The following is a 20066-nucleotide window of genomic DNA, read 5'->3' as shown; positions in this document are numbered from 1 at the left end:
CGATCCCATCCCGAACTCGGAAGTGAAACGTAGCTGCGCCGATGGTAGTGTGGCCTAAGCCATGCGAGAGTAGGTCATCGCCAGGGTTTATACCCAAAACCCCGCTGCTCACGCAGCGGGGTTTTTCTTTTGGCGGATCGGTGGATCACGCCCTGTGTGGATACGGGGTGTTGTCGGTAGATCCACGCCATGCGTGGAGTGGTGCCGACCAAGGTCGGCAGCTACCGGGTCCGTACGATGCACCTGCGGTGGTTGTCGGTAGATCCACGCGATGCGTGGATGCGTGGTCAGGGCCTGCGCAATGCGCGTGCCGTGGTTGCCGGCCAGCGGCCGGCACTACCGATGGATCGATACCGCCGGGCGTGCCCTTGCCGTGATCCATCACGCACAACGCGCAAAAGAACGGCGCCCTGCGGGCGCCGTTCTCATCAGATCGCATCACTCTGCGCTCAGGCGACGCGCGTGATCCCGTGCATTTCCTGCTGGCGGAACACCGAGACGGCCTCGGTCAGCGTCCCTGCCTGCGACTGCAGTTCGCGTGCCGCGGCGGTGGCTTCTTCCACCAGGGCTGCATTCTGCTGGGTTGCCTGGTCCATCTGTACGACGGTCTGGTTGATCTGCTCGATGCCGATCGACTGCTCCTGCGAGGCCGCCGAGATCTCATGCATCAGGTGGCTGACGCTCTCCACACCACTGACGATGCCCTGCATGCGCTGGCCAGCGTCAGCGACCAGTTGCGCGCCTTCTCCGACCTGACGGCCTGCTTCGTCGATCAGCTTCTTGATCTCCTGCGCCGCTGAAGCAGAGCGCTGCGCGAGCACACGTACTTCGCTCGCGACCACGGCGAACCCCCGGCCCTGTTCACCGGCGCGTGCCGCTTCCACCGCCGCGTTCAGCGCCAGGATATTGGTCTGGAAGGCGATGCCATCGATGACACCGGTGATGTCGCCGATCCGCTTCGAGGCGCCCTCGATGGCCTGCATGGTGTCAATGACCCGCTGCATCGCGATGTCGCCATCGCTGGCCGCGTTCTGTGTGGAAGTCGCCAGCTGGCTGGCCTCACGCGCGTGGGCGGCGTTCTGGCGCACGGTGGCGGTCAGCTCCTCCATCGAGGCCGCGGTTTCCTGCAGGTGTGCTGCCTGGCGTTCGCTCCGCTCGGACAGCGCACCGTTGCCCGCGGCGATCTCGCTGGCGGCGGTACTGATGGCGGCGGCACAGTGTTGGATACGGCCGACCATGTGCGCCAACTGACCGGCGGTGGCGTTGGCATCGCGCTGGATGGCGGCGAACGCACCGTGGTGCTCGCCGTCCATGCGTCGGTCGAGATCGCCGTTGGCGAGTGCGGACAGCATCTGCCGCACTTCGTTGACGGTACTGCCAAGGGTGTCCATCAACTGGTTGATGCCGCCGGTGAGGCCGTCAAGGAAGCTGGCACCTTCGCTCGCCTGCAGGCGCTGGTCCAGATCGCCGGCAGCGGCGGCGGCAACGATGCTGGCTACGGCGTTCTCCAGGCCCAGCTCGTGGGTGCGATCGTGCCACTCCACGGCAAAACCCAGGCGCACCCCCTGTGCATCGAACACGGGGGTGACCACCTGTGCGAAATGGACCGGGCCAATACGGACCTTGCCGTTGTGGGTTGCCTGCAGTCCGTTGAGGATGCTGCGGATGCGATCCGGATTGGCATGGAAGCGGTGGATGCTGCTGCCGACCAGACGCTCGGCGTCGAAATCGGGGAAGGCCTGGCGCAGGGTTGCCTGCTGGTTGCGCAGCAGGGCCACCACCGAGCGGTTCACATAGCGGATCACGTGGTCGTTGTCGGCGATCATCATCGCCGTGCGCGAGGCATCCAGCGCCTGCCGGATCTGCGCGTTCTCGGCATGCGCGGTGGCTTCGCGGCCGCGCTGAGCCTGCACGTGCCGCGCGGTATCAGCCAACGCATGGGCCAACGAGCCGGGTGCGTAGGCGCTGGTATCCGCATGCACGCCCAGATCGGCACCGGTGGCGATGTCGCGCGCCAATGCGGCCAACCGGCGTGGGCCGTGGCCGAGCGCTTCGGTCTGTTGGCGCAGGCGCTGAGCGACCTGGCCCAGCAGCACGGTGAGGCCAGCGAGCAGTCCAGCCTGCAACAGGCCAGGACCCGCCGCCGCTGCGTCCAGCAGCGGTGCCAGCAGTGCGAGGGTGCCGACGCCGCCGGCCAGCCACACCGGCAGACGATCACGATGGCTCAGCAGTACGCCCAGCAGCAGCGCGATGGGCAGAGCTGGCGACAGGCCGATGATCGCGCACAGCAACGCCAGCTGCAGCGACAGCAGCAGCGCCAGGCCATTGCGGGCAATATGGCGGCCCGCCAGAGGCCCCGCCAGCCAGGCCGCCGGCAGCAACGCGCCGGCAGCCAGCGCGGCGCCCAGCAGCTGGGGGCCACGCAAGGCCAGGGCCAGACCGGTAACGGCCAGGACCGCACTGCCGGCCAGCAGGCGGCGATCAGCGCAATGAGCAAGCTGCTGCAGGTGCGGCAGGCGGGACGTATCGGGGGGACGGGAAGATGCAACGGACATCGGCGACTCCTGGATCAGCAAACGACAACGGCCACGCCGCGGCGCACGCAACAAAGCGTGACCATGGCGTGGACCGGGAATTTGGGGAATGCGGCGCGATCAGCGACGCGAAGACGGGGCGCCGTAGCCACATCCTGTGGGTGACGGTGCAGCAGAACGGGCATGCGGACTTCCTTGCAGAACCAAACACACGTCGCAGGCCCGACCGGGCCCGCGTGCTGCGGGCGCAGGGGCCCGCAACTGGTGTATCGGCCGCGAACGCACAGAGTGAAGTGCGCGGACGCCCGGACTCAGCCGCCGTTGTCGTTGTCGAAGAAGTGCAGGATCACGCCGGCGATCTGCGCAGGGTCTTCCATGTGCAGGTGGTGGTTGCCGGCAAACACCGCCAGCCGTCCATCACGCAGGTGGTGCAGGCGATCGCTGCGCATCGGCTCGGGATAGTAGGACTGCGCGGGTGTGGCATAGATCACCTGCGTCGGGCAGGCGATGGACTGCAGCAGGTTGTCGATCTGGCCTTCGCTGAGACGGATCGCAGTGGGCAGCATCAGGCGTGGATCACTGCACCAGCGATAGCCACCCTCGACCGGCTCGACGCCGCGCTCGACCAGCAGCCGCGCGCAACGCTCGCTCAGCTGATTGGCCATCATGCGTGCACGGATCGGCGCCGCAAGCTCGGGGAATACACGCAGCTGCTTGCGCGCCAACGCGCGCGTCGCGTTCACGTGCTCGCGCAGGCGGTGCGCGGTTTCTTCCTCGGGACCGCGCAGGCCGCCGAGCGCTTCGATCGCCACCAGGCGTTCGATACGGTCGCTGACGGACGCGGTGAGGCTGGCGATGCCGGCGCCCATTGAATGGCCAAGCAGGCTGAAGCGATCCCAGCCCAGTGCGTCGGCGACATCAAGCACGTGGCAGATCGCCGCTGCAGTCGTATAGCTGGCGCCGGCCGGCAGATGCGCGCTGTGGCCGTGGCCGGGCAGGTCGATCGCCACCAGCTGCAGCGATGAAAGATGAGGAGCCAGCGGCACGAAGCTGGCGGCATTGTCGAGCCAGCCATGCAGGGCCAGTACGCGCGGGCCTTCGTTGTGACTGCGCAGCCCAGCCACGCGCGCGCCACCGACGTCGAGTTCAAACGGCTGCAGGCTCATGCCAGCGAGGCCACGGCCAACCGCGCCAGGGCGCGTGCGTGCTCCGGTTCGGCGTTGAGACAGGGGATATAGCGCATTTTCGCGCCGCGTTCGGCCAGTGTTTCGGTGAAGCCCAGTGCCACCTCTTCCAGTGTCTCCAGGCAATCGGTGGCGAAGCCGGGGCAGACCACGTCGATCTGCTTCATCCCGGATTCGGCCAATGCCCACAGGCTCGGCTCGGCGTACGGCTGCAGCCAGCGCTCGCGGCCGAAGCGTGACTGGTAGCCCAGGTGCCACTCGTCCTTGCGCAACCCCAGCGCATTGGCAATGGCCTGCGCGCTGGCTTCGCAACGCTGTGGATACGGATCGCCGGCATCGGCCAGTCGCTGCGGGATGCCGTGGAAGGAGAACATCAGCGTCTGGCCGCGGCCATGTTGTGCCCAGTAGCGCTGGATGGAGCCGGCAACCGCCTCGACCCAGCCGGGATCGACTGAATAGTCGCGCACCAGGCTGACGGTTACGCTTGGGTTGCGGCGTTGCCAGGCGTCGACGCGGTCTTCGACCGAGGCGGTGGTAGTCGTCGAGTATTGCGGGTACAGCGGCAGCACCACGATGCGGCGCACGCCCTCGGCGGCCAGGCGGTCGAGCTCGCCGGCCAGCGCCGGCTCGCCGTAGCGCATCGCGTGGCGCACCGTCAGGGTAGGCAACAGTGCCTGCATGGCCTGCGCCAACTGGCGGGTGTGCACCATCAGGGGTGAGCCGTCGGGCAGCCACACCTGGGCGTACTTGGCCGCCGAACGGCTGCTGCGCAGCGGCAGGATCAGCCCGCGCAGCAGCGGCTGCCACAGCAGCGCCGGGATCGAGACCACGCGGGGGTCGGACAGGAATTCAGCCAGATAACGGCGTACGGCCGGGGCCGTCGGCGTCTCGGGCGTGCCTAGGTTGACCGCCAGCACGGCGGTATCGGGTGCGTCGAGCATGGGGTGCATTGTCGCCGATCCGGCGCCTCCTCGGGATGCAGGGTTCGGATTGCAGGCATAGCGCGCATCAATGCGAGCAGGCAGCGCTCATTGGAGATTCATGACAACACTACTAATTTCAGTCACTTGCTATATCTTCCTATGGACTGACTTCTGGAGCCTGCCATGCGTCGCCCGATCCAAGCCCTGCTGATCGCCGCCAGCCTGCTGTCCAGCCAGGCCATGGCCGGACCGCAGGAAGACCAGCGCGCCCGCAATGCCGTGCGTGTGCTGGCTGAAATCCAGGGAATGCCTGAACAGGGCATTCCGGACAAATTGCTCGACGAAGGCCGCGCAGTCATCGTCATTCCCGACACGATCAAGGCCGGACTTGTCATCGGTGGTCGTCGTGGCCATGGCCTGATGTCGGTGCGTATGGCCAATGGCGCCTGGTCCAGCCCGGTGTTCGTGAAGCTGACCGGGGCCAGCATCGGCTTCCAGGCCGGCGTGCAGTCGTCGGATGTGGTGCTGGTGTTCCGCAACGACCGTAGCCTGGACAATCTGGTCAACGGCAAATTCACGCTCGGCGCCGATGCCGGCGTCGCCGCAGGTCCGGTCGGGCGCAATGCCGCCGCCGCCACTGATGGCCAGCTGAAGGCTGAAATCTGGTCGTGGTCGCGCGCCCGCGGGCTGTTCGCCGGTGTGGCCCTGGACGGTGCCGTTCTGCAGATCGACGATGCCGCCAACCTGGATGCCTACGGCAGCAACACCACGCCGCGGATGATCTTCGAGGGCCGCGCGGTCGGTTCGCCGTCGATGGATGTGGTCGCCTTCCGCGATCGCCTGGAAGAAGCCACCTACGCCGCCCGCAACAACCGTGCCGGTAACGGGGGCAGTGCACCACGCCCGGCGCCGGTCCCGGCAGCTGCTCCGGCGCCTGTTCAGGCAGCGCCGGCGGCCGCGGCCGAGGCCACTACCGCACCGCTGCAGAACGTGCCGCAGAACCCGCCGCCGCAGCAGCAGGGCTTCCAGCCGGTCACCGACGGCGAAATCCGCACGGAAACGCTGGGCGGAAACTGACTTTCGTCACGCGCGCCGGCTAACAGCCGGTGCGCTATGCTCGACAGCCTGATCACTAACGTAACGAGCGTCTTTATGGGCAGTTTCAGCATCTGGCATTGGTTGGTCGTGCTGGCCATCGTCCTGCTGGTGTTCGGCACCAAGCGCCTGACCAGTGGCGCCAAGGATCTCGGCTCGGCGGTCAAGGAATTCAAGAAGGGCATGCGCGACGAGGACAAGCCGAACGCGCAGCTGGGCGATGAGTCGCGCAGCCAGGACGCCTCGCGCACCGCGCAGGACGAGCACGACCGCACCCCTCGCTGATCCGGAGCGGTCGCGGTGTTTGATATCGGCTTCAGCGAGCTGCTGGTGATCGCCGTGGTTGCCTTGGTGGTGCTCGGTCCCGAGCGCCTGCCCAAGGCGGCCCGCTTCGCCGGCCTGTGGGTACGTCGTGCCCGGAATCAGTGGGATTCGGTGAAACAGGAACTGGAGCGCGAGCTGCAGGCCGAGGAGATCAAGCGGCAGATGCAGGACGTGCGCCAGGGCATGCAGGACACCGAAAACCAGCTGCGCGCCAGTGGCGAAGCAATTCGTCGCGACGCCCAGCAGGCGCAGCAGCAGGGTGATGCGTTGGCGCAGGAAGTGCGCGTGCCGGCGCCGGCGGATGTACCCCCGCACCTGGATGCGACGAGCGGCGCGGACATGCCGGTGCAGGACGGCGATCAGGTTCCGTCCACGGCTGCCACGGAGGGAGCATTGCCTTCCACGGCGGCTCCCGCCACGGCCAACGAAGCGGGTGCGACGCCGTCGGCGCAGGGCACGGAGCGCCAACCATGAGCGAACACGACTTCGGCGAAAGCTCGCTGATTGAGCATCTGGTGGAACTGCGTGGGCGCCTGGTGCGTGCGCTGCTCGGCTTGGGCGTGGTGCTGCTGGCGCTGTTGCCGTTCACCCAGAAGCTGTACAACGCCCTGGCCGAACCGTTGGTCTCGCAGCTGCCCAATGGGCAGACGATGATCGCCACCAACCCGGCCGGTGCCTTCTTCGCGCCGCTGAAGCTGACCTTCTTCGTCGCCCTGTTCGTGGCGGTGCCGTGGCTGCTGTACCAGCTGTGGGCGTTCGTCGCGCCTGGGCTGTACGCGCGCGAGAAGCGCCTGGCGGTGCCGCTGCTGGTGTCGTCGGTGCTGCTGTTCTACGCCGGCTGCGCCTTCGCGTATTTCCTGGTGCTGCCGGCGGTGTTCCACTTCCTGACCACCTTCAGCCCGGACGTCATCGCGATCACGCCCGATGCCAACGCCTACCTGGATTTCGTGCTGGCGATCTTCTTCGCGTTCGGCGGCAGTTTCGAGCTGCCGGTGGCGATGGTGATCCTGGTGCTGCTGGGCTGGGTGACGCCGCAGCAGTTCAAGGAAGGCCGCGGTTACGCGATCGTCGGGATCTTCGTGGTGGCGGCGGTACTGACCCCGCCGGACGTGGTGTCGCAGCTGATGCTGGCGATCCCGATGTGCCTGCTGTACGAGCTGGGCATCCACGCCGCGCGCTGGCTGGTGCCATCGTCGGCAGTGAAGAAGCCCGCCGCCTGAAAGACAAAAAGGGGACGGAGGGGATTAGGTCGTCAAAGGCACAAACGACTTAATCCCCTCCGTCCCCTTTTTCTCAGGCGTGGAAGACGTCGCTGGAGGTGGGCGTGGTCGGGATCGGCGGCGCTGCGCGGCTGCCGCGATGCACGAACATCTGCTTCCACGCGGCATAGACCGCGCCGACGTACAGCGGCATCAACACCGTGGTCAGTACCAGCTGCGCGATGAAGGCCGCGGCCAGCGGGCCACCGAGCAGCATCGCGATCTGGATCACGATCACGAACAGTACATACATGCAGAACGCCGCGATCAGACCGAGCACGGCGAACACGATCATCGCGCCGATGTTCTCGATGCAACCCTGCAGGCTCAGACGCAGGGCGTGCATGCCGCTCTGCTTGTCGAACACCACCAGCGCCGGCTGGGTGAACATTGCCAGGGACAGCGCCACTGCGCTCAGGAACACCAGCAGCATCCACAGCGCGATGCGCTTGGCCGGCAGGTTGGCGACCAGCGCGGCGGCATCGTCCGGCTTGATCTGCTGGCCGCTGCGGCTGATTTCTTCCATCTTGGTCATGACCTCGCTGAAGGCGGTGAAGCCCTCGCGGCCGATCATCAGGAACAGCAGCGCGCCCAGCAGCAGCACCGCCAGCACCTGGATGGCCAGTGGCACCAGCAGGTGGCTGACACGGTGGTCGCGGATCGGCTGCAGCAGGTGCGAGGCCAGGCCCGGGCGGCCCTCGTCGATTTCGCCCACGGCATACAGCATGCCGCCGAACATGATCGGCGAGATGGCCAGCGTCATCAGCTGCACGGCCATACCGGCGGCACCGGGAATCAGCGTCGACAGCAGGGTGACCACCCAGCTCACCAGCAGCCAGGTCAGGCCGATCCGGGCCAGCTGCAGCGGCGCGCGCCGGTACAGGGAGAACGTATCCAGCAACCACTGGGCGCCCGCCGAAGCCGGCAGCTTGCGAATCTCTTTCATGGACATCCGGGAAGGACAGGAGGGGCCGGGCGGTAGCCCGTGGCGCCGATTATCCCTGTTTTGCCGCCGGCTGGGCTGAAGACAACCGCGCCTGGCGGACGAAGCGCCGCAACAGTTGGCGGGCCAGCGGCGCGGCAGTGACTGCGCGCTCGATGCTGCGGGCACAACCGCCGTGGCGGCCGATACAGTCGGCGCGGGCGCGCACGTAGCCGCGCATGTGGTGGGTGGCGAACTCCGGATGGAACTGCACCCCCCAGGCCTGGCGCCCCCAGCGGAAGGCGTGGCACCCATCGAGGGGAGAGCGTGCCAGCACCGCGGCGCCGTCGGGTGCGCGCAGGACGGTCTGCAGGTGGGTGGCGTGCGCGGCGAAATGCTGCGGCAGGCCCTGGAACAGCGGATCCTGTGCGGCCTGCGGCTGCAGTTCCAGTTCGATCGTGCCGGACTCGCGGCCGGCCGGGTTGTAGGCCACCTCTCCGCCCAGCGCGTGCGCCAGCAGTTGGTGGCCGTAGCAGATGCCGAACACCGGCAGGTCGTCGTGAGCGGTCTGGCGCAGCCACGCCGCGCTGCGCTCGCTCCAGTCAGCGTGGTCGGTGACGAAGGCCGCCGAGCCGGTCACCAGCACGCCGGCGAAGCCGTGCGGATCGGGCAGGGCGGCCCCGTGTTCGACATCGACCACCACCGTTTCGTGTTCTTCCAGCCCGGCGGCCACGCGGATCCAGTGCGGGAAGCGCCCGTAGCGGCGCAGTGACGGCACCGGGCGGCCGGTTTCAAGGATCAGGAAGGGAGCTGGGTTCATCCGGGGGCGGCAGGACTGACAGGACTTCCTCGATTGTAGTCAGCCCCTGCGCCACCTTTTCAAGCCCGGCCTGGCGCAGGGTTCGCAATCCTTCATTCCGCGCTGCCCGGGTGAAACCCGCCAGATCCATGTCGGCACGGATCTGCCCGCGCAGCCGCGAACCCAATGGCAGCAACTCATACAGGCCGATGCGTCCGAGGAATCCGGTGCGCCGGCACTCCACGCAGCCGACCGGCCGACAGGGCGTGGCGGCATCTGGATATGCCGCCTGGCTATCAGCCAGCACCGCCCAATCGGCGGCGCCGAGGCTGTGTGGCTGCTTGCAGTGCGGGCACAGCGTGCGCACCAGGCGCTGGGCAAGGATGCCGTTGAGGGTGCTGGCCAGCAGGTAGTGCGGCACGCCCAGATCGAGCAGGCGGGTAACCGCCGAGGGCGCATCGTTGGTGTGCAGGGTGGACAGCACCAGGTGGCCGGTCAGCGAGGCCTGCACCGCCATCTGCGCGGTTTCCAGATCGCGGATCTCACCGATCATGATGATGTCCGGATCCTGCCGCAGCAGGGTGCGCACACCGCTGGCGAAGTCCAGGTCGATGTTGGTCTGCACCTGCATCTGGTTGAACTCGGGCGCGATCATCTCGATCGGGTCCTCCACCGTGCACACGTTCACGTCCGGCGTGGCCAGCCGCTTCAACGTGGAATACAGGGTGGTGGTCTTGCCCGAGCCGGTCGGTCCGGTGACCAGCACGATGCCGTGCGGGCGCTCGACCAGGGCATTCCAGCCGGCGGCTTCCTGCGGGCTGAAACCGAGCTGGTCGATGCTCTTGAAGGCGGCATCCGGGTCGAAGATGCGCATCACGCACTTCTCGCCGAAGGCGGTGGGCATGGTCGACAGGCGCATCTCGACCTCACGGCCGCCCGGCGAGCGGGTCTTGATGCGGCCATCCTGCGGGCGCCGGCGCTCGGCCAGGTCCATGCGGCCGAGCACCTTGATGCGGCTGACCACGGCGGTCATCACCGCCGGCGGCACTTCGAAAACCTTGTGCAGCACGCCATCGATGCGGAAACGCATGCGGCCCATCTCGCGGCGCGGCTCCAGGTGGATGTCCGAGGCACGTTGTTCGTAGGCGTACTGCAGCAGCCAGTCGACGATGTGCACGATGTGCTGGTCGTCGGCGTTGACGTCGCCGGTGCGGCCCAGTTCGACCAGCTGCTCGAAGCTGGGCAGCGTAGTGTTGACCTCGCCGCGTACGTCGCCACGGGCGCCGCGCACCGAACGGGTCACCCCGTAGAACTCCATGGTGTAGCGGTGCAGGTCCAGCGGGTTGACCACTGCCAGATCGATGCGGCGGCGGGTCAGGTGCTGCAGGTCGCGGCGCCATTCCTGCACCAGCGGCTCGCTGGTGGCCACCAGCACGCGCTCGGCATCCACCGCCAGCGGCAGGAAGCGGTGGCGGCGGGCGTAGGCGTGGGAGACCAGCGCGGTGACCGCGGCGACATCGACCCGGGTGGGGTCGATGCGCAGGTAACGGCTGCCGGTACGCCGGGCCAGCCACTCGGTGAGACGTTCCAGGGTCAGCTCTCCGCCGTCGCGGGCGGCCAGCTTGAGGTTGGACAGCAGCACCAGCGGGTGCACTTCACTGGCATTGCGGGCGCCCTGCGCGGAAAACCGCATGCGCTCGCCCTCGTGTTCGGCGACCAGGCCATCGGCCAGCAACGCCGCACCGACCTGTTCGAAATGCAGGCGCCCCCACGGCAGCGGTACGCCGCCAGCCTCGCCGGGCGTGCCCACAGGCAGCCGATGTTCCATCTGCCTGCTCCTCCCGGGTACGGAATGCCCCGCAGGTCGGCCGTTATACTAGCGCACCCCCCTTGCCGGCCAAGAATCGTCCGCATGTCCGCGACCCCGACCGTTCCGATCACCTTCCAGGGCCTGATCCAGACCCTGAACCAGTTCTGGGCCCAGCAGGGCTGCGTGCTCATCCAGCCGCTCGACCTGGAGGTGGGCGCCGGTACCTTCCACCCGGCCACCTTCCTGCGTGCGATCGGTCCGGAAGGCTGGAACGCGGCCTACGTGCAGCCCTCGCGCCGCCCGACCGACGGCCGCTACGGCGAGAACCCGAACCGCCTGCAGCGCTACTACCAGTACCAGGTGGCGATGAAGCCGGCGCCGGACAACATCCAGCAGCTGTACCTGGATTCGCTGAAGGCACTTGGCATCGACCCGCTGGTGCACGACCTGCGCTTCGTCGAGGACAACTGGGAATCGCCGACGCTGGGTGCCTGGGGCCTGGGCTGGGAGGTCTGGCTCAACGGCATGGAAGTGACCCAGTTCACCTACTTCCAGCAGGCCGGTGGCCTGGAGTGCCGCCCGGTGCTGGGCGAGATCACCTACGGTCTCGAACGCCTGTGCATGTACCTGCAGAACTGCGACAACGTCTACGACCTGGTCTGGACCTATGGTCCGGATGGCCAGCCGGTGACCTACGGCGATGTCTATCACCAGAACGAGGTGGAGCAGAGCACCTACAACTTCGAATACGCCGACGTGGAAGAATTGTTCCACCGCTTCGACGCCTGCGAGCGCGAGGCGCAGAAGCTGGTGGAAGTGAACCTGCCGCTGCCGGCCTATGAGCAGGTGATGAAGGCCAGCCACACCTTCAACCTGCTCGATGCGCGCCGTGCGATCAGCGTGACCGAGCGCCAGCGCTACATCCTGCGGGTACGCGCGCTGGCCCAGGCAGTGGCCAAGGCGTACTACGAGCAGCGAGAGAAGCTGGGCTTCCCGGGCGCGAAGAAGGCCTGACGGCCACTTCCGCTGCCATCCGCTTTTCATCAACTACCCGGGGCGCCGGACGCGTTGCGCGCTGCGCCCCCACCACAGGATTGAACCGATGAGCCACCTGTCCCCCCTGCTGATCGAACTGGGCACCGAGGAATTGCCGGTCAAGGCGCTGCCGGGCCTGGCCCAGGCGTTCTTCGACGCTGTCGTCGAAGGCCTGCGCAAGCGCGGCGTTGCGCTGGAACTGGGCGAGGCGCACCCGCTGTCGACTCCGCGACGCCTGGCGGTGCTGTTGCCGGGTGTCGGCCTGGAACAGCCGGAACAGCACAGCGAAGTGCTGGGCCCGTACCTGAACATCGCGCTGGATGCCGAAGGCCAGCCGACCAAGGCCCTGCAGGGCTTCGCCGCCAAGGCCGGGATCGACTGGACCGCGCTGGAGAAGACCACCGACAACAAGGGCGAGCGCTTCGTGCACCGCGCGGTGACCCCGGGCGCGAGCACCGCCAGCCTGCTGCCGGAGATCCTGCGCGAGGCGATCGCGGCGATGCCGATCCCCAAGCCGATGCGTTGGGGCGATCACGCCTGGGGCTTCGCCCGTCCGGCGCACTGGCTGGTGCTGCTGCATGGTGCCAACGTGGTTGAAGCCGAGCTGTTCGGCCTGCACGCCGGCCGTGTGAGCCGTGGTCACCGCTTCCACCACGACCAGACCGTGTTGCTGTCACAGCCGCAGGACTATGTCGAAGCGCTGCGCGCCGCGTTCGTGCTGGTCGACCCGAGCGAGCGCCGCACGCGCATCGTGGCCGAGGTCGAGGCCGCCGCAGCCAAGGCCGGTGGCAGCGCCCGCATCACCGAGGACAACCTGGAGCAGGTGGTGAACCTGGTCGAGTGGCCGTCGGCGGTACTGTGCAGCTTCGAGCGCGCATTCCTGGACGTGCCGCAGGAAGCGCTGATCGAGACGATGGAGATCAACCAGAAGTTCTTCCCGGTGCTGGATGACGGCGGCACGCTGACCGAGAAGTTCATCGGCATCGCCAACATCGAATCGAAGGACGTGGCCGAAGTGGCCAAGGGCTACGAGCGCGTCATCCGCCCGCGCTTCGCCGATGCCAAGTTCTTCTTCGACGAAGACCTGAAGCAGGGCCTGGCCTCGATGGGCGAGGGCCTGAAGACGGTGACCTACCAGGCCAAGCTGGGCAGCGTGGCCGACAAGGTGGCGCGCGTGGCCGCCCTGGCCGAAGTGATCGCCGCGCAGGTGGGGGCCGATCCGGCGCAGGCCAAGCGGGCTGCCGAGCTGGCCAAGAACGACCTGCAGTCGCGCATGGTCAATGAGTTCCCTGAACTGCAGGGCATCGCGGGTCGCCACTACGCCGTGGCCGGTGGCGAATCGGCCGACGTGGCGCTGGCCATCGACGAGGCCTACCAGCCGCGCTTCGGTGGCGACGACATCGCGCTGTCGCCGCTGGGCAAGGTGCTGGCGATCGCTGAACGCGTGGACACGCTGACCGGTGGTTTCGCCGCGGGTCTGAAGCCGACCGGCAACAAGGACCCGTTCGCCCTGCGCCGCAACGCGCTGGGCCTGGCCCGTACGATCATTGAAAGCGGATTCGAGCTGGACCTGCGCGCGTTGTTGACCCGCGCCAATGCGGGCCTGGCCGCGCGCAACGTGCAGGCCGATGTGGCTGAGCTGTATGACTTCATCCTCGATCGCCTGAAGGGCTACTACGGCGACAGGAACGTGCCGGCCAGCCACTTCAACGCCGTGGCCGAGCTGAAGCCGGCCTCGCTGTATGACTTCGACCGTCGCCTTGACGCAATCGGCACGTTTGCGGCGCTGCCGGAAGCCGAGGCGCTGGCGGCGGCCAACAAGCGCATCCGCAACATCCTCCGCAAGGCTGAAGGCGACATTCCGGGCCAGATCGACCCGGCGCTGCTGCAGGAAGATGCCGAGCGTGCGCTGGCCGAAGCGGTCACCGCGGCCATCGATGACACCGGCGCCAGCCTGCAGCACAAGGATTATGTGGCCGTGCTGGCGCGCCTGGCCCGCCTGCGCCCGCAGGTCGATGCCTTCTTCGATGGCGTGATGGTCAATGCCGAGGATCCGGCGCTGCGTGGCAACCGCCTGGCGCTGCTGACGCTGCTGGGCGAGCGCCTGGGCAAGGTGGCGGCGATCGAGCATCTGTCGAGTTGATGGGGGCCGCGATCCACGCATGGCGTGGATCTACTGGGCAACTCCACGCATGGCGTGGATCTACCGGCAATGATCCATCGGTAGCGCCGGGCCATGCCCGGCGGCTCTTCTGCAGGCCGCGCCGTGCGCTCGCCGGGCATGGCCCGGCGCTACCCATCGATGTCCATCGGGGTCATCGCCGGCATCGCGCACGATGCCGGCATGGACGCCTGCCATCGCGATGATCGCCACAATGGCGCGTATTTTGACCGCAACTTAACAACCGATCCCCAATGGCGTGATGCATTTCGCATCGTCACCTCCGGTCGGTATGCTGTGCCGCATGCAGCCAAAGAAATACGCCCTGCCGCTGATGGTCCTGTCGCTGGCCGCCACTTCCGTGGTCCACGCGCGCGGCACCATCGACAAGGTGGACATCAAGGGATTGGACAAGGGCGACGACGCCGCAATCATCGAGAACATCCAGGAATCGTTGTCGCTGTACGACACGATCGGCAAGGAACAAGGCGAATCTCGCCTGGAGTACCTGCTGTCACAGGCCGAGCGGCAGACCCGCCAGGCGCTGGAGCCGTTCGGCTACTACAACCCGGTGATCAAGGTCGAGGCGCCGCGCGAGGACGAGCACGTGCGGGTGCTGATCCACGTGGACAAGGGCACCCCGGTGACCGTGCGCCGCGAGCATATCGACATCACCGGCCCGGCGATGTACGACCAGTACCTGCAGGATGACCTGGCCGCATTCAAGCCGCGCAAGGGCCAGCGCTTCGAGCACACCCAGTACGAAGCCAGCAAGATCACCGTCACCCGCCGCCTGGCCGAGCGTGGCTACTTCGATGCCGACTACACCCAGCGCCAGGTGCAGATCACCCGTGCCGACAATGCCGCCGACATCGATCTGACCTGGGACAGCGGCCGCCGCTACAACATGGGCCCGGTGCACTTCGAGCAGGATTACTTCGTCGACAAGCTGTTCGATCCGCTGGTGTACTGGGACCAGGGCAGCTACTACCACGAGGGCAAGCTGGACCGCCTGCGGCAGTCGCTGACCAAGCTGGACTACTTCAGCGTGATCGACATCCAGCCGCGGCCGGACGAGGCCGATGAGAACGGCGAAGTGCCGGTGGACGTCAAGCTGACCCGCGCCAAGCGCACCATCTACACCGCCGGTTTGAGCTACGGCAGCGAGAGCGGCCCGGGTGTGCGCGGTGGCATCGAGCGGCGGTTCCTGAACAACCGCGGCCACAAGATGAACACGCAGCTGGACTATGCGCAGAAGCGCAAGAGCCTGGTCACCAGCTACCGCATCCCGGCGTTCAACTGGCTTGATGGCTGGTACACCTTCGCCGCCAGTGCCTATGACGAGCAGACCGACTACATCGATCTGCGCAATTTCAAGCTGATCGCCAGCCGCAGCGGCGAGATCAACGAGCACTGGACCGCGATCGCGTCGATCAACGCACTGCGCGAGCGCTGGCGCTATGCCTCCGGCACCGAATTCACCGACGCGGTCTACAACACCTCGACGCTGGTGTATCCGCAGATGGTTGCCGACTACGTCAACGTTGACGACCAGATGTTCCCACGCAAGGGCATCAGCGGTACGGCGACGATGCGCGCGGGTATCGAAGGCGCCGGCTCGGATACCAGTTTCGTGCAGGCCAACGCGGTGCTGCGCTGGTACATCCCGGTAGGGGAAAGCAACCGCCTGATCCTGCGTGGCGAAGGTGGCACCACCTGGACCAGCGATCTGGTGGCGATGCCGCCGAGCCTGCGCTATTTCGCCGGCGGCGATCGCAGCATCCGCGGCTATGCCTACCGTGAGGTCGGCCCGCGCACGCCGGCGCCGGACAAGTACGCGCTGGGCGCCAAGAACCTGGTGATCGGCTCGGCCGAGTACGAGCACTATTTCAAGGGTGGCCCGTGGGGCGCGGCGGTGTTCGTCGATACCGGCAGCGCCTTCGACAACACCATCGACCTGCACACCGGCGTCGGCTTCGGCGTGCGCTGGAAATCGCCGGTGGGCCCGGTGCGCATTGATATCGCGCATGGCCTGAACAACCCCGATTCGCAGTTCCAGCTGTACCTGAACATCGGAGCGGACCTGTGAGCACGCCCGCATCGACCCCGACCACTCCGCCGCCGCCGCGGCGCGTGCGTTTCTACCGCCGCCGCCGCTTCTGGGCGTGGTCTGGCGTGGGCGTGATCGGACTGGTGCTGCTGGCACTGCTGGCGGTGTACTGGTTGCTGCAGACCGTGGCCGGCCGTGACGTGCTGCTGGCACAGGTGGTGGCGCGCCTGCCGGTCGGCGCCAGCTTCACCTGGGACAAAGTGGATGGCCCGGTAGCCGGTCCGCTGACTCTGTACAACGTCGACTTCCGCTACAACGACATCCACTTCCATGCAGAACGCGCGCACCTGGAGCCGGACCTGCGCCCGCTGCTCGGCCGCAAGCTGCTGCTGGACAAGCTGGAGCTGACCAACGCTACGTTGAATCTGGCCAAGAGCGATGAGCCGTTCAAGCTGCCGTCGTGGCCCGATTCGCTGCCGCAGATCGAGATGCCGCTGGCGATCCAGGCCGATGCCATCGCCATCGACGGGTTCCGCATCAGCCAGGCCAACGAGCCGGTGATCGACATCAGCCGCGTGCGCGGTGGCATCGAAATCGCCAACGGCGAGTTCCAGGCGCACAAACTGGTCGTGGACAGCGACATGGGCAATTTCACCGCCCAGGGCCGCTATATCCCGGCCAAGGACTACGACACCGACGTGACGGTCACAGCGGTGCTGCCGGCACCGCGTGGGCGTACCGCTGCGACGGTTGGACTGGTGGCACGCGGCGACCTGGCGCACATGGAAGTGGCCGTGGCGGGACGTGCACCGAAGCCGCTGCATGCGATGCTGGTGTTCGATGGGCGGACCGATCCGACCTGGAATGCCAGCGTGCGCAGCGACGAGCTGGATCTGGCGCTGCTGTCGCCCGCATTGGCGAGCTCGGCGATCGCACCGCTGGCACTGGACTTCACGGCCGCCGGCAAGGGCGGCAACGCCAACCTGCACGGCAAGGTGAAGCAGGGCGATCAGGAACTGGAACTGGCACCGTCGGTGGTGTCACTGCAGGACCAGGTGCTGAAGGTTTCGCCGCTGCTGGTGAAGGGCCTGGGCGGCGAGGCGCGGCTGGAAGGCACCGCCGACTTCAGCAAGGAAGACCAGCAGACGCTCGATTTCTCGGTGGTGGCGCGCAACCTGACGTATGTGCCGGCGCCGGACCCGAACACTGCCGGCAGCGCACCGGTGCCGGTCACGTTGAAGGAAGCGCGCTTCGGGCTGGCCGGTACGTTGAAGGCCTGGGCAGCGATCGGCCGTGCCGAGGTCGAGCGTGATGCGCAGAAGGCGCAGCTGCGCTTCGATGTACGCGGCAACGACCAGGCCGCCTCGATCCACCAGCTGCAGGCGCAGACGCCGGGCGGCCAGTTGCAGGTGGAAGGCCAGGTGGCGTGGGCGCCGCAGCTGGATTGGGACGCCAAGGCCACACTGAAGGACTTCGACCCCGGCTATTTCGCTCCGGGTTGGAATGGCCGTCTGTCCGGCAACCTGGCGTCCAAGGGCCGCCAGCTGCCGCCGCCGGCAAGTGCTGCACCGGGCACTGCCGGAACACTGGAAGCCACGGTGGACCTGCCGTCGCTGAAGGGCATGCTGCGCCAGCGCAATCTCGACGCGCAGGGCAAGTTCGCGCTGCAGGGCGAGCAGGGCCAGGGCGAGCTGAAACTGACGCTGGGCAGCAGCCGGGTGACCGCGTCGGGCAAGGTCGGCGACCGCCTCGACATCGATGCGCGTTTCGAACCGCTGCAGCTGAGCGACCTGCTGCCAGGGGCCGACGGTGGCCTGCGCGGCCAGGTGCAGGTGAAGGGTCAGCGTGATGCGCCGGACATCACCGCCGACCTGGTGGGCAACAACCTCAATTGGGATGGCTACGGCGCCGAAAGCGTGAGCATCAAGGGCCATCTGCCGTGGCGCGGCGACAGCGGCACGCTGGCCGTGCAGGGCCAGCAGGTCAACGCCGGCATGTTGCTGGAGCGGCTGAACATCGACGCGCAGGGCAGTGTCTCCAACCTGCGCCTGGCTGCGCAGACGCGCAACGAGATGGGCGCGATCGAACTGCAGGGCAGCCTGCGCCAGCAGGGCGCGCAGTGGCGTGGCGAGCTGGCATCGCTGCGCATCGCACCCGTGAAGGGCGATGCCTGGGCGCTGCGTGCGCCGGCGGCGTTTGCGATCAACGGTGGCACCTACACGCTGAGCGAAGCCTGCCTGGCGGCCGCCAGCAGCGGCGCGCTGTGCGCACAGGCCAACTGGCCGCGCGAGGGCCTGGTGGTGCGCAGTGAGGCGCTGCCGCTGGCCCTGGTGCAGCCGTGGCTGCCGCCGCAGTCCGGCCGCCGCATCTACCTGCGTGGCGATGTCAGCCTGGACGCACAGATCCGCCCGCGTGGAAACGCCTGGGAAGGTCATGTGGAAGTGCGCTCGAAGGAAGGCGGCGTGCGCCTGGGCGAGAACCGCAACACGGTGGGTGATGCTTCCCGCGGCGAACTGGTGCGCTATGACCAGTTCTCGCTCAAGCTCGACATGACACCGGCCAGCATCAAGGGCTACCTGGGCATGGGCTTCCAGGGCAACGGCTTCGTCGACGCGAAGATGCAGACCGGCTGGGAGGCCAGTGCGCCGTTGAACGGCGAGCTCTACCTCAACATGTCGCGGCTGTACTGGCTGGAGCTGTTCTCGCCGGACATCGTGCGCCCGACCGGCCTGATCGAAGGCCACGTCAGCCTGCGTGGTACCCGTGGCCAGCCGTCGCTGGGCGGTGATGCGCAGCTGAGCAACTTCAAGGGCGAATTCCCGGCGCTGGGCCTGACCTTCGACCAGGGCAAGGGCAGCTTCGTGGCCCAGCCTGACGGCTCGGCCAAGATCACGGCGCAGGCGAACTCCGGCCAGGGCACGCTGTACGTGGACGGTGGCCTGTCGTGGTTCGGTGATGCACAGCCGCTGCAGCTGAAGATCCACGGCGACAACGTGCTGCTGTCCAACACCAGCGAACTGCGCATCGTCGCCAATCCCAACCTCGATTTCACCCTGGCCAAGGCGGCGATGGAGCTGCGTGGCACCGTGCATGTGCCCGAGGCCGATATCGATCTCGAACGCCTGGACCGCGGTACCTCGGTGTCTGAAGACGTGGTGGTGCTCGACCCGGTGGATCCTGAAGAATCGCGCACCTCGCCGCTGGACATGGACCTGACGGTCAGCCTCGGCGACAAGGTGAAGATGACCGGTTTCGGCCTGAAGGGCGCGCTCACCGGCAAGATGCAGGTCTGGGCCAAGCCCGGCCGTGAGATGACCGCCAATGGCGGGCTTGAGGTGAGTGGCCGCTACAAGGCCTATGGCCAGGACCTGACCATCACCCGCGGCAACCTCACCTGGAACTACAACGCGGTGTCCGACCCGCGCGTCAATATCCGTGCCGAACGCCGCGTGGGTGATGTCACCGCCGGCATTGACGTGACCGGGCGTGCGCAGCAGCCGCGCGCGGATGTGTGGTCCGACCCGGCGATGTCGCAGTCCGAGGCGCTGGCCTACCTGGTGCTGGGCCGCAGCCTGACCGGTGCCAGCAGCGACCAGACCCAGCAGGTCAACGCGGCCTCGGCGGCGCTGTCGGCCGGCAGCGGCCTGCTCGCCTCGCAGCTGGGCGCCAAACTGGGCCTGGACGACGCCGGCGTCAGCCAGTCGCGCGCGCTGGGTGGCTCGGTCATCGGCGTCGGCAAGTACATTTCGCCCAAGCTGTACGTCGGCTATGGCGTGTCGCTGGTCGGTGCCGGTTCGGTGATCACGCTCAAATATCTGCTGCGTCGCGGCTTCGACGTGGAAGTGGAGTCGAGCACGGTGGAAAACCGCGGTTCGATCAACTGGAGAAGGGAGAAGTAGATCCACGCCATGCGTGGAGGTGGCAGCGACGCCGGGCGTCGCTCCACCTCGACAGGGGCGGGGCCTGCCCG

At 67.3% G+C, this 20066-nt stretch carries 14 protein-coding genes and 1 rRNA gene; 9 read left to right on the top strand and 6 right to left on the bottom strand.

The annotated features are described in order from the left end of the window. Positions 1 to 86: ribosomal RNA gene (rrf, locus tag ABH900_RS19925) — 5S ribosomal RNA — on the top strand; the annotation flags it as partial. A gap of 363 nt (positions 87 to 449) precedes the next feature. Here the strand turns inward: rrf and ABH900_RS19920 are convergent. The 3 genes from ABH900_RS19920 to hemH all read right to left on the bottom strand — a co-directional run bounded on the left by ABH900_RS19920 (position 450) and on the right by hemH (position 4659). Then, positions 450 to 2555 (bottom strand): methyl-accepting chemotaxis protein, encoded by a 2106-nt coding sequence (locus ABH900_RS19920; RefSeq protein ID WP_429624952.1) that lies wholly within the window; start codon positions 2553 to 2555, stop codon positions 450 to 452. 290 nt (positions 2556 to 2845) lie between these two features. Beyond that, positions 2846 to 3700 (bottom strand): alpha/beta fold hydrolase, encoded by an 855-nt coding sequence (locus ABH900_RS19915; RefSeq protein WP_429624951.1) that lies wholly within the window; start codon positions 3698 to 3700, stop codon positions 2846 to 2848. Further along, entirely contained in the window at positions 3697 to 4659 is a 963-nt protein-coding gene (gene hemH / locus ABH900_RS19910; RefSeq protein WP_429624949.1) for a ferrochelatase, read from the bottom strand. The genes ABH900_RS19915 and hemH overlap by 4 nt, the downstream gene beginning before the upstream one ends. A gap of 165 nt (positions 4660 to 4824) precedes the next feature. On the opposite strand from hemH, the gene ABH900_RS19905 reads away from it, so the two are divergent. The 4 genes from ABH900_RS19905 (at position 4825) to tatC (ending at position 7280) form a co-directional block, all read left to right on the top strand. Beyond that, complete coding sequence (locus ABH900_RS19905; protein ID WP_429624947.1) at positions 4825 to 5718, top strand: lipid-binding SYLF domain-containing protein; 894 nt, start codon at positions 4825 to 4827, stop codon at positions 5716 to 5718. A 75-nt stretch (positions 5719 to 5793) separates the two neighbouring features. Beyond that, positions 5794 to 6021 carry a Sec-independent protein translocase subunit TatA gene (tatA, locus tag ABH900_RS19900; RefSeq protein WP_012512521.1) on the top strand — a complete coding sequence of 76 codons (228 nt, stop codon included), beginning with the start codon at positions 5794 to 5796 and terminating at the stop codon, positions 6019 to 6021. Positions 6022 to 6036: 15 nt separating this feature from the next. Then, positions 6037 to 6534 (top strand): Sec-independent protein translocase protein TatB, encoded by a 498-nt coding sequence (tatB, locus tag ABH900_RS19895; RefSeq protein WP_429624944.1) that lies wholly within the window; start codon positions 6037 to 6039, stop codon positions 6532 to 6534. Further along, on the top strand, positions 6531 to 7280 hold the full coding sequence (gene tatC, locus ABH900_RS19890; protein ID WP_429624942.1) for a twin-arginine translocase subunit TatC: 750 nt from the start codon (positions 6531 to 6533) through the stop codon (positions 7278 to 7280). The genes tatB and tatC overlap by 4 nt, the downstream gene beginning before the upstream one ends. 73 nt (positions 7281 to 7353) lie before the next feature. Here the strand turns inward: tatC and ABH900_RS19885 are convergent, their stop codons facing one another. From ABH900_RS19885 to ABH900_RS19875, 3 genes are read right to left on the bottom strand one after another with little or no spacing between them, the layout of a single operon-like run. Next, complete coding sequence (locus tag ABH900_RS19885; protein ID WP_429624941.1) at positions 7354 to 8265, bottom strand: BPSS1780 family membrane protein; 912 nt, start codon at positions 8263 to 8265, stop codon at positions 7354 to 7356. Between the two features lie 49 nt (positions 8266 to 8314). Then, positions 8315 to 9061 carry a glutamine amidotransferase gene (locus ABH900_RS19880; RefSeq protein WP_429624940.1) on the bottom strand — a complete coding sequence of 249 codons (747 nt, stop codon included), beginning with the start codon at positions 9059 to 9061 and terminating at the stop codon, positions 8315 to 8317. Then, on the bottom strand, positions 9033 to 10868 hold the full coding sequence (locus ABH900_RS19875) for a GspE/PulE family protein (protein ID WP_429624938.1): 1836 nt from the start codon (positions 10866 to 10868) through the stop codon (positions 9033 to 9035). The genes ABH900_RS19880 and ABH900_RS19875 overlap by 29 nt, the downstream gene beginning before the upstream one ends. Before the next feature lie 84 nt (positions 10869 to 10952). Between ABH900_RS19875 and glyQ the strand changes: the two genes are divergently transcribed. The 4 genes from glyQ to ABH900_RS19855 all read left to right on the top strand — a co-directional run bounded on the left by glyQ (position 10953) and on the right by ABH900_RS19855 (position 19995). Then, positions 10953 to 11864: a glycine--tRNA ligase subunit alpha gene (gene glyQ, locus ABH900_RS19870; protein ID WP_049430272.1), complete on the top strand. Its 912-nt coding sequence runs from the start codon at positions 10953 to 10955 to the stop codon at positions 11862 to 11864. An 88-nt stretch (positions 11865 to 11952) separates the two neighbouring features. Next, entirely contained in the window at positions 11953 to 14028 is a 2076-nt protein-coding gene (gene glyS / locus ABH900_RS19865; RefSeq protein ID WP_429624937.1) for a glycine--tRNA ligase subunit beta, read from the top strand. Positions 14029 to 14338: 310 nt separating this feature from the next. Continuing rightward, positions 14339 to 16135, top strand: a complete 1797-nt coding sequence (locus ABH900_RS19860) for an autotransporter assembly complex protein TamA (RefSeq protein ID WP_429624954.1) — start codon at positions 14339 to 14341, stop codon at positions 16133 to 16135. Beyond that, complete coding sequence (locus ABH900_RS19855; protein WP_429624934.1) at positions 16132 to 19995, top strand: translocation/assembly module TamB domain-containing protein; 3864 nt, start codon at positions 16132 to 16134, stop codon at positions 19993 to 19995. The genes ABH900_RS19860 and ABH900_RS19855 overlap by 4 nt, the downstream gene beginning before the upstream one ends. The last annotated feature ends 71 nt before the right edge of the window (positions 19996 to 20066 follow it).

Source organism: Stenotrophomonas sp. AN71 (assembly GCF_050435725.1).
In the GTDB taxonomy this organism is placed as follows: domain Bacteria; phylum Pseudomonadota; class Gammaproteobacteria; order Xanthomonadales; family Xanthomonadaceae; genus Stenotrophomonas.
This window is presented reverse-complemented; position numbering and strand designations above follow the sequence as displayed.

Bases quoted from the DNA above. Each gene is read 5' to 3' on its own strand.
- ABH900_RS19920 (WP_429624952.1), bottom strand. From the start codon at position 2,555: ATGTCCGTTGCATCTTCCCGTCCCCCCGATACGTCCCGCCTGCCGCAC.
- ABH900_RS19915 (WP_429624951.1), bottom strand. From the start codon at position 3,700: ATGAGCCTGCAGCCGTTTGAACTCGACGTCGGTGGCGCGCGCGTGGCT.
- hemH (WP_429624949.1), bottom strand. From the start codon at position 4,659: ATGCTCGACGCACCCGATACCGCCGTGCTGGCGGTCAACCTAGGCACG.
- ABH900_RS19905 (WP_429624947.1), top strand. From the start codon at position 4,825: ATGCGTCGCCCGATCCAAGCCCTGCTGATCGCCGCCAGCCTGCTGTCC.
- tatA (WP_012512521.1), top strand. From the start codon at position 5,794: ATGGGCAGTTTCAGCATCTGGCATTGGTTGGTCGTGCTGGCCATCGTC.
- tatC (WP_429624942.1), top strand. From the start codon at position 6,531: ATGAGCGAACACGACTTCGGCGAAAGCTCGCTGATTGAGCATCTGGTG.
- ABH900_RS19885 (WP_429624941.1), bottom strand. From the start codon at position 8,265: ATGAAAGAGATTCGCAAGCTGCCGGCTTCGGCGGGCGCCCAGTGGTTG.
- ABH900_RS19880 (WP_429624940.1), bottom strand. From the start codon at position 9,061: ATGAACCCAGCTCCCTTCCTGATCCTTGAAACCGGCCGCCCGGTGCCG.
- ABH900_RS19875 (WP_429624938.1), bottom strand. From the start codon at position 10,868: ATGGAACATCGGCTGCCTGTGGGCACGCCCGGCGAGGCTGGCGGCGTA.
- glyQ (WP_049430272.1), top strand. From the start codon at position 10,953: ATGTCCGCGACCCCGACCGTTCCGATCACCTTCCAGGGCCTGATCCAG.
- glyS (WP_429624937.1), top strand. From the start codon at position 11,953: ATGAGCCACCTGTCCCCCCTGCTGATCGAACTGGGCACCGAGGAATTG.
- ABH900_RS19860 (WP_429624954.1), top strand. From the start codon at position 14,339: ATGCTGTGCCGCATGCAGCCAAAGAAATACGCCCTGCCGCTGATGGTC.